Genomic DNA, 16,066 nt, shown 5'->3' with positions numbered 1-16,066 from the left:
TTAATCTGACGTATTTGGGCGTTGGTACCAAGGATTACGCTCATCCGTCAGCTCAATCAAACTGTATTTACGACCTAGCTTCTGGCCACCATCGCGAGTCAATGGCTGCCAGCTAAAGTTCGCACGGTTGTTGCTTGGTTTCACCGTCATGATGTCGAATGGAATCGAAATGTAGAAACCTTTCGTAAAGCTACCTTCGCCGAACTCATCTGCAGACAAGTCACTAATCGATGCAAACGCACCAGCGATCACGCCACTTTTGAATTGCTTAGACACGTTCACTTGCGTACCGACATCGCCTGCTAGGAACTGACCCACATCGACTTGAATCATCAAATCTTGTAGGAAATCCCATTGAGGGTAGTAGTAACCAGAAACGAAGCCAGTAAAACCTTTGTCTACCACTTGGAATGGACGGCCGTATTCAGGGATATGCTGCCACTTTTCATCGTAAACACCAAAGTAGCTTTCAGGGTCACGCTGAGAAACTAAGTTAACATCAGCACCAATTGCCCAGTTTGCACCTTTTGGACGGTACAAGAACTCCGTACCTACACCCGCAAACATGCTTTCTAGGTAACCAGCGTAGAATTGCTGGTCCATGGTATCGGAGTACTCTTGGAACCAAGTCAATTGAAGGTTCGACATAGTTACTGCGTGTTCATTCTGATAAGCACGGAACATAGTACGTACACGAGGAACACTTGTGCCATCTGGCGGTGTTACGTAGTTAAACTTGTCGTAATTATTGTACCAATCCCAGTACAGCGAACCGCCGATTTCTAGATTGTCCGTTAGCCAGTAAGAAGCGTTGCCACTTAAGCCAACACTGAACAAGTAGAAGTCTTCTGGGTTACCCAAAGTCTGTGCAAGTTTTGGTGCAAAGCCCCAATCAAAACGCTCAAATCCATCGTAAGCAGGTTTGCCCTGAGGCTTGTTGCTTGATGTAGACGTCGCATCTTCAATGTTCGGGTCTATGTAATTGACTTCAGCAAAATCACGGTATTTATCTTTAGAGATAACCGTTTGATCGCCGAGCAAACCACGGCTTCGTTCATTGATAGTAAAGGTATCAATGTTGTCTGGCATCTCGTTGTAAAGAACTGCAGCTGCTTTTTCATGAGCTTCGTTGCGGTCGCGATATTTCTTCTGCTCACCAACAACGGAGACAGTGTTGTCTTCAACATAAAGCTGCGTATTTTGGTAGCCAGCGATTTTATCAAGCTCTTCAGTGACTCGTTCCCAATCTACATCAGACAGTTGCTCTGGTTGCTTGTCTTCAACTTCTGGCGTTGGTGTATCACGCCAGAAAGACGGCATGTCATTGAAGTTTGTGTAAAGGCTTACGCCTGCTACTAACGTATCACCTCGTTCATAACTCACACGCAAGTCCGCCATGTGGCCTAAACGGTAAAGCACGCCGAAGTTCCAAGGGGTGTGGGGCGTCATGTCTATGCCACCGCGTACCACTGGGAAATCTTCACTATAGTCATTACTGTCGTATTCAAGCTTGAAGCGTAGTGGGGCATGAAGTGTCTGATATTCCACACCACCAAATAGAGCCGCCGGTCCTTTAAACCAACGTTCAAAATCTACGCTGCCTCCACGACCTTTATAATCAGAAGGTCGTTCACAGAAACTGTCTGACAATTTACAAGCGGGGTTACTGATATTATCACGCGTTCCAAGGTAACCCCAGCCCATACCTAAGGTAAAATCAAAGGTACCAAGGTTAGGGTTAGAGTAGCGTTTTGTTGCAGCAACAAACTCACCATCAAACAGGCCAGTACCTGCGAAGTCACGAATACCAACAGAAAGCTCTGGTAAGTATTCAGATTCTTCAAGCATGCGAATTTTAAAATCGATGCCTTTGTCGGTGTATTTGGTATCACCAGAGAAGTTCGGGTCGTTGCTATAGAAAAGATCATTCACCATGGTGTAGCGAATCGTTGTTTCTAGCCAAGGCATCACTTGTAGAGACACGTTGTAAAATAGGTACTCATCGCTGCCAGTGACCGCAAAGTTAAACTCGCCCTCAGGTGCCATGCGGCCAGTTGGCATTTGCATTAAGCCCACGCCACCAAAATCCATCTGTGAAGGTTGCAGTGGCGGCGCCTCAAAAGGCATATCTTGGGCCCAAACCAACGCTGGACCCATTAAAGAAAGCGATAAACTGGTTCTTATCAGGTTCATATTTAATTCTTCGACGAGGTTGGCTTACGTTGTGATAACAGTTTGACGATATCTTGATCCATTGGCGACTGTTCAAAATCGTCAAATGGGATATAGACCATGGTCAAAGGTGGTAAATAATATTGTTTGGGTAACCAACTGCCATGATGTGGGGTAGCAACCTCACCATTTGGATAGATTAAAATAGGCGGCTGAGCCAGTTCACCAACCTCACTGCTTTTTAGGCTATCGACCTGTTCGTGTAGGGGGATACCAGCTAGATTTTTGATCGCATAAACCTTGTCCACATTGCCCACATACAACACTTTTTCAGCTCGCTGAGGCGCACTTAAGGCAAACTGACCTTTTAAAAGCGGGTTATCAAATTTGTCTAAGCGAATTTGATCAACATCAACGGCGGAAAGAACACGAGGCGCAAACTGACTTTGCTGAATAAATTTGTAAAATGGATGGTCAACGAGGTTGTATTGAATCATTTGGTTCAACACGGCGTTTTTTAAAGCCCAACTTTCTTGTTGTGCCTGTTCTGAATCATCAAACAAACTAATCGCAAGAGGATATTGCAAGACAAGGTTCTGCTCTTGTGCGAGTTTCAGGATGTTGTCTAAACGAGTTGGCTGTTCAAATTGTAAGGCTTTTCCAGTACCCACTAATTCAACTTGTAGTGGCGGTAAACTTTGGTTCTGGGCTAAAGCAGGTACGGCGGTAATACCGACAACACCCACTAAGCTTAGTAAAGAGAGCAGTCGCTTACTCATGATTTTCTGTACCCTTTCAAAATTGTCAATTCAACTGGCACCATGTTTGGTCCCAAGTGCTGACGTGTTTTCACCACTTGTCCATTACTGTCTACCCAGTAGGTGTTCTCTATGCTTTCCTCTAGGCTTGGAAAAGTGACGAGCTCAGTATAAACGTTGGTTTCTGTCGATGAAATAGGAGTGGTTATCGTCTCTTTGCCTTGACGTGATCGCTCTACCTGAGCTTGAAAGCCGTAACGGTATTGCTCAGACCAATCGTAAGACAGAGCATATTGAGCAGATGATTTTGAGTAAGCAGGCACGTCACCGTAGACACCGGCTAGGTTAGTGGTTTGTAATCCAATGGTTTTAACAATATGGCCATTCTCTGTTACCACCATCGCTTTATCGGCACTGACCCATTTGAGTTGGGTTTGACCCGTTAGTGGGTTTGATTCTGCAAAGGCTAGAACAACAAAGACTTGCTTTTGGCTGCCGATTTTTAGATAAGCGCTGGCATAAGGAACGGCTTCAATTTCTTCTGGTGTCAGTTCAACATCGATGTAGTTGCCATAAGCTTCTTGAACGGTCGCCGAGACATCATTGAATTTCTGAGTACACCCAAAAGTGAGGCTTAATACAGGTAAAACAACAAGTAAGCGCATCCATTTTTGTGATAGAAAGGTATTCATTATTCCCTCGTACAAATAAAATCGCCCTGAAACAGTTCAGGGCGATTTATCTAGTTCAGCTTAAACGAATTAGTTCGTAGAAGTAGAAGTAGAAGTAGAAGTAGACGTTGAAGTTGAATCGCTGTCTGACGCTGCAACTGCTACTACAGTTACTGCTGCTGCTGCACCTACTGCTACTGCAGTTGTACCAGTTGCAGATGCAGATGCTGCACCAGCAGAACCTGCTTCTTCAGCTGCGAATGCAGTTGATGCGCTTAGAGCCATAAGAATAGCTAGAGCTGTGTTCTTCATTATTAATCCTTGTATTTCAGATTTTAAAACATCGATGTTTGGTCTGTTTAGAACATACCATCTCTCATTTTAGTTAAAAAACAATCAGCATGTAAATAGTTTCCTATGGAATTTTACCAACTTCTAAAGAATACGTCTCATTGGAAAGACAATTTATTTGCAGGTGATTTTAGTGTTTTTAACTAGAGCCCTTTGGAGTAATGAAGGATACCTCGACAATAACTAACACTAACCCGTAAATATCGAAGTAAGTAGTGAATTGACATTTGAGATAAGTATAACGTTACGCTTTGTGACACATAGAGGAATGATGCCTAGAGTGCCATTGCTCTCAAAAACAAGAATGCCCATTCTCAAACCTTAGAGTGAGCCCCCTTGCCGTTTTGCGCTAATCCATGCATAATTTGCCAGCTTTTATGCTGTGCTTTTCAAGTATGATTTTTTGATTATCTTGTCACAAAAGCGATGCTTGAAAAAAGCACTTATATCAATAAGCCGAGCAAATCGGTAATCAGCGAACAGTGGCTACGCGTAATGCCGCAGGGCGGTAGCGTGAAAACGCACAAGCAAACAGGCTAAAGAGTTAACAGACATTCACTGCGTGCGTCATTCATGTGCAGCGGTCAGTCAATACCCAAGGAACACTTACGTGATGAACAAACGACCATGGCTAGGGACGTTGAGTGCAATCAGCTTAGGCTTGTGCTCATTTACGGCCTCAGCAGATTTTTATGCAGGTGCGTTAGTGAGCTATTCTAATGCCGAATACCACCACTCTTCTATTTCTTCCGTAACCGAAGGCAATCCATTCCTTCTTCAAGCGCAAGCAGGCTATTTCTTTAACGATTATATCGCATTAGAAGCGCGTTACGGCACCTCAGTACAGCGCGAAAGCGGACTTGCAGTAGACAGCTTAGCAAGTGGTTTTGTTAAGTTGAACATGCCGGTTTCTGAACGTTTCGCAATTTACGGACTGGCGGGTTACTCCAGTGTCCAGATCGATCAACAAAACGTAGGTTCGAACAAAGACCAAGGCTTTAGCTTTGGCTTAGGTATGCATTACGCTCTAGATAAGCACAATGCGGTTGTTTTCGAGTTTGTTGACAGTACGTCAGAAGACCAAGTTCGCCTGAACGCCCTAACACTCGGCTTTCAGCACCGATTTTAATTAAAAGACCTAGTGCCTAGTTTTAGTAACTAGGATTTTTTAACTCTCGATTTAAATAGCGAATTATCATGCTTAAAGGATATTTCTCGATTGCCGCTTGTGTATTGGCAAGTGTTTTTGCGCCATTCAGTCATGCGCAAACTCCAACCCCGGAACAAATGCAAATGTTCCAAAGCCTACCTGCTGATCAACAACAAGCACTAGCAAGTAAGTACGGCATTTCTCTCCCTTCTGGCTCTTCTTCTCAGCCGAGTAACTATCAAAACCCTCAAGTGATCGATCCTCGCCCAGAGGTGAGTAATGCCAATCAAACGGATAAAATGGATTTAGCGAAAGAAGACGAAGAGTTAAAACGCTTCGGCTTGGATCTGTTTGCGGGTTCACCAACAACATTTGCCCCAGTGAGCGATGTACCTGTCCCTGCTGATTACACAGTCGGCGCTGGTGACGAAATTGTTATTCAGCTTTTTGGTAAAGAGAACACTACCCACCGTTTGCGAGTAAATCGCGCGGGTACCATCAACTTTCCATCTCTTGGTCCAGTTCAAGTGGCAGGCATGAGCTTTTCTGACGTTCGTGATTCACTAAACCAACGTGTAAAAGAGCAAATGATTGGTGTGCGCAGCGATATTTCGTTAGGTGAAATGCGAACCATGCAAGTGTTTGTTATGGGGGATGCCTACAAGCCAGGAGCTTACACGGTCAGTGCGCTAACCACCATTTCTCAAGCTATTTATTACAGTGGTGGTTTTGGTGAGAGCGGTGCATTGCGTAACGTGCAGTTAAAACGCAATGGTCAGGTGATTCGCAAGCTTGATATGTATGACTTATTGCTGAAAGGCGACGCGCGCAACGATGTTCGACTGTTACCTGGCGATGTGGTCTTTATTGGTGCTGTCGGCAATACCATCGCTATTGATGGTGAGGTAAATCGCCCTGCGATCTATGAAGTGAAATCAGGTGAAACCTACAAGCAAGCGATTCAAATGGCAGGTGGTTTTACTGCTAACGCTTACAGTGATCAAATTGAAGTCAAACGTTATGCAGCAAAAGGTGCTCGCGATGCATTAACCCTTAACTTCAGTCAGCCACACGATCAACAAACTAAAGTCAAAGATGGCGACGCCGTTAATGTACTGAAGAAGAGTGAAGAACTAACCCGTTACGTGCAGATTGAAGGTGACGTACGCCATCCTGGCTTTATCGAATGGAAGAATGGCCTACGCATTGCTGATTTGTTCCAATCTGTAGATACGTCATTTAACTCTACTGCAGATGTTAACTATGCTGTCGTTGTCCGTGAGATTAATCCACAGCGTGACATTGAGGTTTATCAAGTTAACCTCGCTAACGCGATTCTTTCTCCAAGCAGTAAAGATAACCTAAAGCTAAACTCGCGTGACCGAGTGCTGGTATTTAACCGTTTCAATAATGAAGATTTAGATACCCTTGCAGATCAAGATACGGTGACGAAAGCGAAAACGCTTGAGCAAGCACAATTTAAAGCCGAACTGGATCAACAAAAAGAGCAAGAAGTGATGAGCTCTTCTGTTGCAATATCTTCAGCAACAGACAATATGTCTATGGGCCAATCTTCAACTGAAGAGCCAGAACAGCCGAAAATCATATTCCGTGGCAAAGAAATCACGAAAGAAGATTTTGATGCGTTGAAGCAAAACACTCGTCGAACTTTACTTGCTCCAGTACTTTTGCAGCTCCAGCAGCAATCTCGCTTGGGCTTAGCACCGCAAATAGCTGAAGTATTTGGTGAGGTCAAACACCCTGGTCGCTACCCACTCACGCCACGTATGTCGGTATCTACACTAATCGAAGCGGCGGGTGGCCTAACGTACAATGCATTTACCATTAATGCAGAGTTGGCTCGTACTGTGATTAGCAGCAAGGATGAACGTGCATCTATCGATGTAGAACGCATTGACTTACGTAAAGCGATTCAGGGAAGCAGAGCAGATGACGCAATCCTTGTTGGTCGTGACCGTCTAAATATTCTTGAAAAACCGAATGTTAAACTACAAAGCACAGTAACTCTGCAAGGCGAAGTTCGTTTCCCTGGCACGTACACGGTTCGTCAAGGGGAGACCTTAGGCGAGTTACTTGAGCGTGCTGGTGGCTTGACGGAATTTGCTCACCCTCAAGGTGCGATCTTCACCCGTGAAGCGCTTCGTCTACAAGAGCAGAAGTTATTAAACCAATACGCTGCAGATATGCGTGCAGAAACCGCTAAGAAGACCTTCCGTGCAGACAGTAATTTAGGCTCGGTTATTTCTGACCCAGAAAAAACTTTGGCGTTTGTAGAAGAAGCAAGTAAGAGCAAAGCGCTTGGTCGCATGGTTGTGCAGCTTAATCGCATCTTGAAAGATGAGCGCTCAGCTGACTTTATGTTGGAAGATGGAGACTTCTTGTTCGTACCGACCTTCCGTAATACGGTTTCAATCATGGGCGAAGTTCAGGTTCCAATCACTTACTTGCTAGATAACAAGCTAGACGTAAATGACTATCTAAACAAAGCCGGTGGTGCGAAGAAGCAGGCAGATGAGGACCGTATATTCGTTGTACGCGCAGACGGTTCAGTTTACAAACCAACGTCTGGTTACTGGTTCGGTAACAATCATGAAGAGTTAAAAGCGGGCGATACAATTGTTGTGCCAATCGATACTGACTACCGTGATGCGTTAAGCACTTGGACAGCTGCAACGCAGATCCTTTACCAAACTGGTGTAGCGATCAACGCGTTGAAGTAAGGAACGACAAGGTCATTCTAATCAGCTTAAAACAAGGTTAGAAATACAATAATAGTAAGAGCTTATGTAACGATTGAAGTTACATAAGCTCAATTTTATGAACATTATTAATCAAAACGGCAAATACTACTCTGAACACCAATAGTGGCATTATTCAGCCGTAGCCCGTCATTCCAGCGATCCGAAGCGAGACTAGGAACCTTGTCACAGCGCGGTTGTGTTTTGAATGTCGGAGAATAATCTCTCAAATTTCACCAATCTCTGAGTCCAATATAAAGAACCTTAGAGCTTAGGATTAAATACTAATGGAACCACAACAAGAACCTAATCCAAACTACCTACCATATCCGCCCAACCCACAACAAGGTGGCGATGAAATCGATCTGCGTGAGCTTTTCAAAGCACTATGGAAAGGGAAGTGGATAATCATCGTAACCACATTTGTCTTTGCTGTTAGTTCTGTTATTTATGCTTTGAGTCTTTCAAATACCTATAAAGCAGATGCGTTACTCGCTCCAACAGAAAGTTCAAATGGTGGTGGTTTGTCAAAAATGGCAGGTCAGCTTGGCGGATTAGCTGCTTTGGCGGGTGTTAACCTTGGGGGAAGTGAGTCTTCTCAAACTGAGTTAGCTGTACAAGTAATGAAATCGCGCCAATTTATTGAAGCATTCATTAGCAAGCATGACTTACTTGTTCCGCTTATGGCTGCAAAAGATTGGGATTTAGCAAATAACAAACTCATCTTAGATGAAGAAATTTATAACCCAAACACGGGTGAATGGCTGCGTGAGGCAAAAGGCCTACGAGGTGCTACACCAACCGCACAAGAAGCCTTTCAAGTATTCAACAAAGAAGTCTTAAGCATTAGCCAAGACAAAGAGAGCGGCTTATACACCGTTTCAGTAAAACATTACTCACCATATGTAGCTCAGCAATGGGTGAACTGGCTAATTGAAGACATCAACAAAGTAATGCGCGAGCGCACGATTGCAGAAACGTCTCAAAACCTAGCTTACCTGAATACTCAACTACAGAAAACGGCAGTCGCAGATATGCAAAGCACGTTTTACAAGTTGATTGAAGAGCAAACCAAAAGTTTGATGTTGGCAGAAGTACAAGAAGAATTTATTTTCAAGGTAGTAGATCCAGCGGTTGTACCAGAGCTGAAAGATGGCCCTAAGCGCGCCTTGATTTGTGTATTGGGGACATTACTTGGTGGAATCCTAGGCGTAGTATTCGTTTTGGTACGTTTTGCGTTTCGAAAAGAAGATACAGAGGAGCTAGAACCTAGAACCTAGTTTGTTGAAAAAACTATTGGGGCGGTTTGGCAAGATAGACGATATCAATTACTTACAATGAGATAGTGAGTTTTGTCTGTCTCGTTTTGAATGAAAAATGTCTCAGACTGTAAACAACTGAGGCGAGCGGACTTAATAAGAGTTGGATAAGCAATGATAAAGGACAGAAAGATAAGAATTGCAGTCGTAGGCTGTGGGAGAATATCTAAGAATCATTTTGGTTCAATTGAACAATTAGACTCGGAATTTGAATTAGTAGCGTTATGTGATAATGATCCTAGAGTATTGTCAGAACATGTTGAACAATATAATGTTCCGGGCTATCTATCTCTAGACGAACTTCTCACATCTGAACAAATTGATTTAGTAACGTTATGCACGCCAAGTGGCTTGCATGCTTCGCAAACCATTAAAGCAGCTAAAGCCAAAGTGCATGTGGTGACGGAAAAACCAATGGCAACAAAATGGCAAGATGGTCTTGATATGGTACGCGCTTGTGACGAAGAAGGTGTTCGCCTATTTGTTGTGAAACAAAATCGCCGTAACTCGACACTTCAATTGCTAAAACGTGCGGTGACCGAAAAGCGCTTTGGTCAAATTCATATGGTTCATCTCAACGTCTTTTGGACCCGCCCCCAAGAATATTACAACCGTGCTGCTTGGTCTGGTACTTGGGATATGGATGGCGGTGCCTTTATGAATCAAGCTACACACTATGTGGATTTAATGCATTGGTTAATTGGTCCGGTAGAGAGAGTCCACGCCATGACGTCGACCCACCGCGACATTGATGTTGAAGATACGGGGGTGGTGAATATTAAGTGGCGTAATGGTGCGCTGGGCTCTATGGCTGTGACTATGTGTACTTATCCGAAAAACCTTGAAGGTTCGATAACTATTCTTGGTGAAAAAGGCACGGTAAGAATCGGTGGTGTTGCGGTTAATGATATTCAAGAATGGACGTTTGAAGATGAGCGCGACTACGACAAAGATATTCACAGCGCGAACTATCAGACCACATCAGTTTACGGTTTTGGCCACCCACCTTATTTCCAAAATGTGGCTGACGTTTTACGAGGTAAAGCGGAGCCAGAAACCGATGGACGTGAAGGCTTAAAATCACTAGAGCTGCTTATTAGCACTTATCGCTCTGCTCGTGACGGTAAAGAAATCGGTTTGCCACTGAATTTATAATACTTTGGATAACAAATGAAATTAGATAATTTGAATATCGGTATCGTCGGTCTAGGTTATGTCGGCTTACCACTTGCGGTTGAGTTTGGTAAGAAATACCCAACGTTGGGCTTTGATATCAATAAAGCTCGTGTTCAAGAGCTTGAGAGTGGTAAAGATTCTACTCTAGAGTGTTCGCCAGAAGAGTTGGCAAGCGCACCTCTTTTACAATACACCCATCAATTGAAAGATTTGCAAGCATGTAATTTCTATGTGGTTACGGTGCCAACGCCAATCACAGAAGAAAATACGCCCGACTTGACTCCATTAAAGAAAGCTTCTGAAGCATTGGCTCAAGTCATTCAAAAAGGGGACATTGTTGTTTTCGAATCAACAGTGTATCCAGGGGCGACAGAAGAAGTGTGCATTCCTATCATTGAAAAGATGTCAGGATTGGTTTTTAACCAAAACTTTTTTGCTGGCTACAGCCCTGAGCGTATCAACCCAGGCGATAAAGTGAATCGGCTCACGACTATCACGAAAATTACGTCAGGTTCTACAGATGCTGTTGCTGATTTTGTTGATGCAGTGTACGCGTCAATTGTGACGGCTGGTACGCACAAAGCTTCTTCCATCAAAGTTGCTGAAGCGGCTAAGGTTATTGAAAACACTCAGCGTGATTTGAACATTGCCATAATTAATGAGTTCGCGAAGATTTTTAACCGCTTAGACATTGATACTGAAGAAGTGTTGAAAGCGGCTGGTACCAAGTGGAACTTCCTACCATTTAAGCCTGGTTTGGTTGGTGGGCATTGTATTAGTGTTGACCCGTACTATCTAACTCATAAAGCCCAAGAGGTGGGGTACCGTCCAGAAGTTATTTTGGCAGGGCGTCGTATCAATGATGGTATGGGCGAATATGTCGCGACACAATTAGTGAAAAAGCTGGCGAGTAAAAAAATCCATATTGATGAAGCAAAAGTACTGATATTAGGTTTTACCTTTAAAGGGGATTGTCCTGATGTTCGTAACACAAAAATCATCAACATCGTCAAAGAGCTGCAAGACTTTAATATGTCGGTTGATGTATACGATAGTTGGGCGTCAAAAGAAGAAGTTCGCCATGAATATGGTATTGAGCTCATTGATGAGCTGAAAGAAGGTTATTATGACGGTATCGTACTGGCGGTTGACCATAGTGAGACGAAGGCGATGGGCGTAGAGGCTTTACGCCGTTTCGGAAAAGGCAGCCACGTTTTATACGATGTGAAACATGTCTTAAGTGTCGGCGAAGCAGACATCCGTCTTTAATCCATAATAAGGGGGCGAATGCTCCCTTTAATCATTTGGAGTAGCTATGAGCTTCTTTCAGCATGAAACTGCCATTGTAGATGATGGTGCTAACATCGGCGAAGGTTCACGAGTATGGCACTGGGCGCATGTGTGTTCCGGAGCTAAAATTGGTCGTGGTGTCTCTCTGGGGCAAAATGTCTTTGTTGGTAATAAGGTGACCATTGGTGATCAGTGTAAAATTCAAAACAACGTCTCTGTTTATGACAATGTTCATTTAGAAGAGGGCGTTTTTTGTGGACCTAGCATGGTTTTTACAAATGTTTATAACCCTCGCTCCCTTATTGAACGTAAAGACCAGTACCGTGACACTATCGTGAAAAAGGGCGCCACTTTGGGTGCGAACTGTACGGTTGTGTGCGGTATTACGATTGGTGAGTACGCCTTCATTGGTGCTGGTACTGTCGTGAACAAAAATGTAAAGCCCTTTGCTCTAATGGTGGGTGTTCCAGCCAAGCAAATCGGCTGGATGAGCCAATATGGTGAACAACTTGATTTGCCATTAGAAGGTCACTTAACCACTACCTGCCCTCACACTCAAACTGTTTATCAGCTTGATGGTTCGATATTAACTGTTGTTGAAGAGTAAAAATAACAATGCAATTTATTGATTTAGCTGCACAGTACCAACATCTAAAAACTAAGATTGATGCTCGCATCCATAAAGTACTCGACCATGGTCATTATATTATGGGACCTGAAGTTTTCGAGCTTGAGGAACAACTAGCCGAGTATGTTGGTGTAAAACACGCCATTACTTGCGCCAATGGTACCGATGCTTTAACACTGGCGATGATGGTATTGGACATTAAAGAGGGTGATGCGGTTTTCTGCCCAACGTTTACTTTCTTTGCCACAGCCGAGACGATAGCTTTCGCGAATGCAACGCCAGTATTTGTGGATTCAGAAGAAAGCACATTCAATATTTGTCCAGTAGATTTAGAAAAGCGCATTCAACAAGTGATTGTTGAAGGTAAATTAGTACCGAAGGCGATTGTGTCTGTGGATTTGTTTGGTCTACCTGCAAACTACGTTGAGATTGAAGCGATTGCTGAGAAGTACAACTTAAAGTTGATTGAAGATGCTGCTCAAGGTTTTGGTGGCTCGCTTAATGGCAAAATGGCGGGGGCGTTTGGTGACATCGCGACGACGAGCTTTTTTCCAGCCAAACCATTAGGCTGCTACGGAGATGGCGGTGCGATTTTTACCAACAATGATGATTATGCTGAGTTACTTCGCTCGCTAAGAATTCACGGTAAAGGTTTAGATAAATATGACAACGTGCGTATTGGTGTAAACAGTCGACTAGATACCATTCAAGCAGCGGTGCTATTAGAGAAACTGGCGGAGTTTCCAGTGGAGTTAGATGCTCGCAATCGATTAGCCGGTGAATATGCTACACAGTACGCGGGTCAATTTATTGTACCGACATTACCTCAAGGGTATACCAGTTCTTGGGCACAATATACAGTGCGAAGTGAGGATCGCGATGCATCAATTCAAGGTTTTTCTGAGCAAGGAATTCCAACCATGGTGTACTACCGCACTTGTATGCACCAACAAACGGCTTTTGCGCATTTAGAGTACAATGAAGGAAGTTTTCCAGTTGCTGAGATGCTTTCAAAGCAAGTTCTTAGTTTACCTATGCATGGTTATTTAAAGTAGAGAGAAAAATGAATATTATTATTGGTGCTGGCATTAGCGGGTTGAGCTATGCTGCTTTTTCAAATGAAGATTACTTGATTATCGAAGCTGAAAGTGAAGTTGGAGGGTATTGCAAAACGACTAAAAGAAATGGTTTTGTTTGGGACTATGCCGGTCATTTCTTTCATTTTAACGATATAGAAATTAAAAACTATGTATTTGACAGAATGGCTAGTCAAAAAATTTATTCAGTAGATAAAATCACAAAGATAAAATATAAAGATGATTATATCGACTTTCCATTTCAAAAAAATATTCATCAATTGGAAAAGTCCGAATATATTGAGTGTCTCGTTGGATTGATCGAAAAGGATGAGAAAGATAGCTATCAATCGTTTAAAGAAATGGTCGTCGGAAAGTTTGGTCAGCCAATATCTGATAAGTTTTTGATTCCATACAACGAAAAACTTTACTCTACAGACCTTAATAGCTTAGATGCAAATGCAATGGGTAGATTTTTTCCATACGCGGACGTAAAGTCAATAATTCTAAATGCGAAGGCTTCAAAAAATGAATCGTATAATAGTAAGTTTATGTACCCGGAAGGTGGTGCTATAGAGTTTGTTAAAGCTATTGCGTCCGAAGTCGATATGACGAAAGTAAGGCTAGATACTAAAGTGCTTTCGGTAGACTTAGATGAAAAGACTGTAGAGTTGTCTACGGGAGAAAAAATAAAGTATGACAAGTTGATTAATACTTCTCCGATTACTAACTTGTTCGATATGGCAAAAATTGACTACGATAAACGTATATATACTGCTAACTCTGTACTTGTTTTTAATTTAGGCTTTGACGCACCTGCAAACTTCGATCATCATTGGGTATATTTCCCTAGCAAAGATATATCATTTTACAGAATAGGATATTATAACAACATACTATCTGATGACAATATGAGTCTATATATTGAACTAGGTGCTAAATCCAATATTGAAGTTAACAAAAATGATTTATTGAACTTAGTTATGGCTGACTTGAAGGAACTAGGTATCGTTACTACACAAAACTTAGTTGACTGGCAATTTATAAAAATGGATCCCGCATACGTCCACATTAATGGTGATAGTGAAAAAGATAAAACTGTACAGAAAAAATACTTGGAAGACAGATCTGTATACTCTATAGGTAGATATGGTTCATGGACCTATTGCTCAATAGAAGATAATATAATTGAAGCTAAGAATCTGGTTAAAGAAAATGAGAAAAAGTAAAGTTGCTTTACTTGGAACTGAATATCATTCAGCTAAGATAGAGCAAGAATTGAAAGCGATGGGTATAGAAGCAACGTATGAACGTATTAATGTGAGTATACTTAGTTATATTAAGTTGCTTATTAGATACGATTATTATTTTATTACTTATGGACGAAGTTCCTACAAGTTTATATTTATGTTTTTACTTCCATTATTTTTGTTAAGGAGAAAGGTTTATATAGAATGGATAGGTTCTGATGTTATTGATTTAAGAAAGTTCTATTCTAAATGTAGAGCACGTTTGATATCAAAACTTGCGACAAACTTATGTGAATGTGATTGGATACAACGCGAGTTGAGAGAGCTTTCAGTTGATTCAAAGGTAGGGCCTTATATAACGTTTTCTTCATTATTCAATACAGAAAAAGAGAAAGAGACTTTACCAGGGAAGCTTATCGTAACAACGTATGCACCTAAAGGAAACGAGCGTTTATATAACTTAGATTTAATTATAGATACATTCAAAGGACAGTCTGATATGGAATTGAATGTTGTTGCTCATGATGGTGAAAATTTTGATAAATCAGACTCTGTCAAATTTCATGGTTGGTTAGATAAGTCAGACCTGAATAATCTTTATGATAATACAGATGTCTTCGTAAGAATGACAAGTCATGATGGTTTGTCATATAGCGTACTAGAGGCTATGTCTCGTAAAATGCAAGTCATATTTACTTATGACTATCCAAACACAAATAGAGTTTCTACGAAAGATGATCTTGCAGAAATACTAAAAAAATACGTTAATAAAAAGAAGAATGGTGAAGACATAATAAATCATAAAGGGAGTGATTTTATTAAGGATAACTTTGTAAATTCCAAGCTGTCCGAGAATAACTTAAAGTCACTTTTTTCTAATTAGCATGCGATACAAAAATATATTGGGTTTCTCTTTGGGCCCGATTATAACTGCACTTATAGGTTTTATTAGCGTACCATTGTTGACAAGGCTAGTAGCCCCAGATCTATATGCCTTAGTTTCGCTCGCTCAGGTCACTATTCAGTTGTTCTTATTCTTTTGCCTAGCTGGTTATGATCAAGCCTACGCAAGAGAATTCTTGAATGTAAGTGATAATCGAAAGTTGTTGCTTCATACTATGGTATTTAACATGGCCATTACAATGCTTGCAATATCTATTCTTTATATATATTCAGAGCAACTATCTACTTATATATTTGGTCGAGTTGATAAACTCTCTTTTGTTTTACTCCTATCTATAGTAGTTGTATCAGTTATTCTTAGATATGTACATGTGACACTAAGAATGGCTCAGAAGGGGCTAACCTACTCAATTTTTCTTATTATTCAGGCCATTACTAATTTAACGTCAATCTTAGCCCTTATACTATTTTTTGACTGCAATGCTCTTCATAGTGTACTCTCCAGCAATTTATTGTCTATTTCCATAGTGTTAATAATATCTATTACTAAGTTAAGGCGGTTC

At 41.8% G+C, this 16,066-nt stretch carries 13 protein-coding genes; 9 read left to right on the top strand and 4 right to left on the bottom strand.

Annotated elements, in window-relative coordinates; genetic code table 11:
- From ATB78_RS03915 to ATB78_RS03900, 4 genes are all read right to left on the bottom strand, one after another.
- The gene (locus ATB78_RS03915; protein ID WP_061007853.1) at positions 1 to 2,193 is read right to left on the bottom strand and encodes a YjbH domain-containing protein; all 2,193 of its coding nucleotides are present in this window, start codon (positions 2,191 to 2,193) and stop codon (positions 1 to 3) included.
- Between the two features lie 2 nt (positions 2,194 to 2,195).
- Complete coding sequence (locus tag ATB78_RS03910; RefSeq protein ID WP_061007852.1) at positions 2,196 to 2,951, bottom strand: capsule biosynthesis GfcC family protein; 756 nt, start codon at positions 2,949 to 2,951, stop codon at positions 2,196 to 2,198.
- On the bottom strand, positions 2,948 to 3,622 hold the full coding sequence (locus tag ATB78_RS03905) for a YjbF family lipoprotein (protein WP_061007851.1): 675 nt from the start codon (positions 3,620 to 3,622) through the stop codon (positions 2,948 to 2,950). Before ATB78_RS03905 ends, ATB78_RS03910 begins: the two co-directional genes overlap by 4 nt.
- A gap of 69 nt (positions 3,623 to 3,691) precedes the next feature.
- Positions 3,692 to 3,913, bottom strand: coding sequence for a hypothetical protein (locus ATB78_RS03900; RefSeq protein ID WP_005535462.1), 222 nt, complete (start codon positions 3,911 to 3,913; stop codon positions 3,692 to 3,694).
- Between the two features lie 652 nt (positions 3,914 to 4,565).
- Between ATB78_RS03900 and ATB78_RS03895 the strand changes: the two genes are divergently transcribed.
- The 9 genes from ATB78_RS03895 to ATB78_RS03855 all read left to right on the top strand — a co-directional run bounded on the left by ATB78_RS03895 (position 4,566) and on the right by ATB78_RS03855 (position 15,483).
- Positions 4,566 to 5,081: a porin family protein gene (locus tag ATB78_RS03895; RefSeq protein WP_061007850.1), complete on the top strand. Its 516-nt coding sequence runs from the start codon at positions 4,566 to 4,568 to the stop codon at positions 5,079 to 5,081.
- Between the two features lie 68 nt (positions 5,082 to 5,149).
- Positions 5,150 to 7,843: an SLBB domain-containing protein gene (locus ATB78_RS03890; RefSeq protein WP_061007849.1), complete on the top strand. Its 2,694-nt coding sequence runs from the start codon at positions 5,150 to 5,152 to the stop codon at positions 7,841 to 7,843.
- Positions 7,844 to 8,148: 305 nt separating this feature from the next.
- Complete coding sequence (locus tag ATB78_RS03885) at positions 8,149 to 9,141, top strand: Wzz/FepE/Etk N-terminal domain-containing protein (protein ID WP_061007848.1); 993 nt, start codon at positions 8,149 to 8,151, stop codon at positions 9,139 to 9,141.
- Positions 9,142 to 9,294: 153 nt separating this feature from the next.
- Complete coding sequence (locus tag ATB78_RS03880; protein WP_061007847.1) at positions 9,295 to 10,335, top strand: Gfo/Idh/MocA family oxidoreductase; 1,041 nt, start codon at positions 9,295 to 9,297, stop codon at positions 10,333 to 10,335.
- 15 nt (positions 10,336 to 10,350) lie between these two features.
- A complete protein-coding gene (tviB, locus tag ATB78_RS03875; RefSeq protein WP_061007846.1) occupies positions 10,351 to 11,625 on the top strand; it encodes a Vi polysaccharide biosynthesis UDP-N-acetylglucosamine C-6 dehydrogenase TviB in 1,275 nt (424 codons plus the stop codon).
- Positions 11,626 to 11,671: 46 nt separating this feature from the next.
- Positions 11,672 to 12,253 carry an acyltransferase gene (locus tag ATB78_RS03870; protein WP_061007845.1) on the top strand — a complete coding sequence of 194 codons (582 nt, stop codon included), beginning with the start codon at positions 11,672 to 11,674 and terminating at the stop codon, positions 12,251 to 12,253.
- Positions 12,254 to 12,261: 8 nt separating this feature from the next.
- Entirely contained in the window at positions 12,262 to 13,329 is a 1,068-nt protein-coding gene (locus ATB78_RS03865) for a DegT/DnrJ/EryC1/StrS family aminotransferase (protein WP_061007844.1), read from the top strand.
- Positions 13,330 to 13,337: 8 nt separating this feature from the next.
- A complete protein-coding gene (locus ATB78_RS03860) occupies positions 13,338 to 14,579 on the top strand; it encodes an FAD-dependent oxidoreductase (protein ID WP_061007843.1) in 1,242 nt (413 codons plus the stop codon).
- A complete protein-coding gene (locus ATB78_RS03855; RefSeq protein ID WP_061007842.1) occupies positions 14,566 to 15,483 on the top strand; it encodes a glycosyltransferase in 918 nt (305 codons plus the stop codon). The genes ATB78_RS03860 and ATB78_RS03855 overlap by 14 nt, the downstream gene beginning before the upstream one ends.
- The last annotated feature ends 583 nt before the right edge of the window (positions 15,484 to 16,066 follow it).

The organism is Vibrio sp. CUB2, assembly GCF_001557945.1.
In the GTDB taxonomy this organism is placed as follows: domain Bacteria; phylum Pseudomonadota; class Gammaproteobacteria; order Enterobacterales; family Vibrionaceae; genus Vibrio; species Vibrio owensii.
This window is presented reverse-complemented; position numbering and strand designations above follow the sequence as displayed.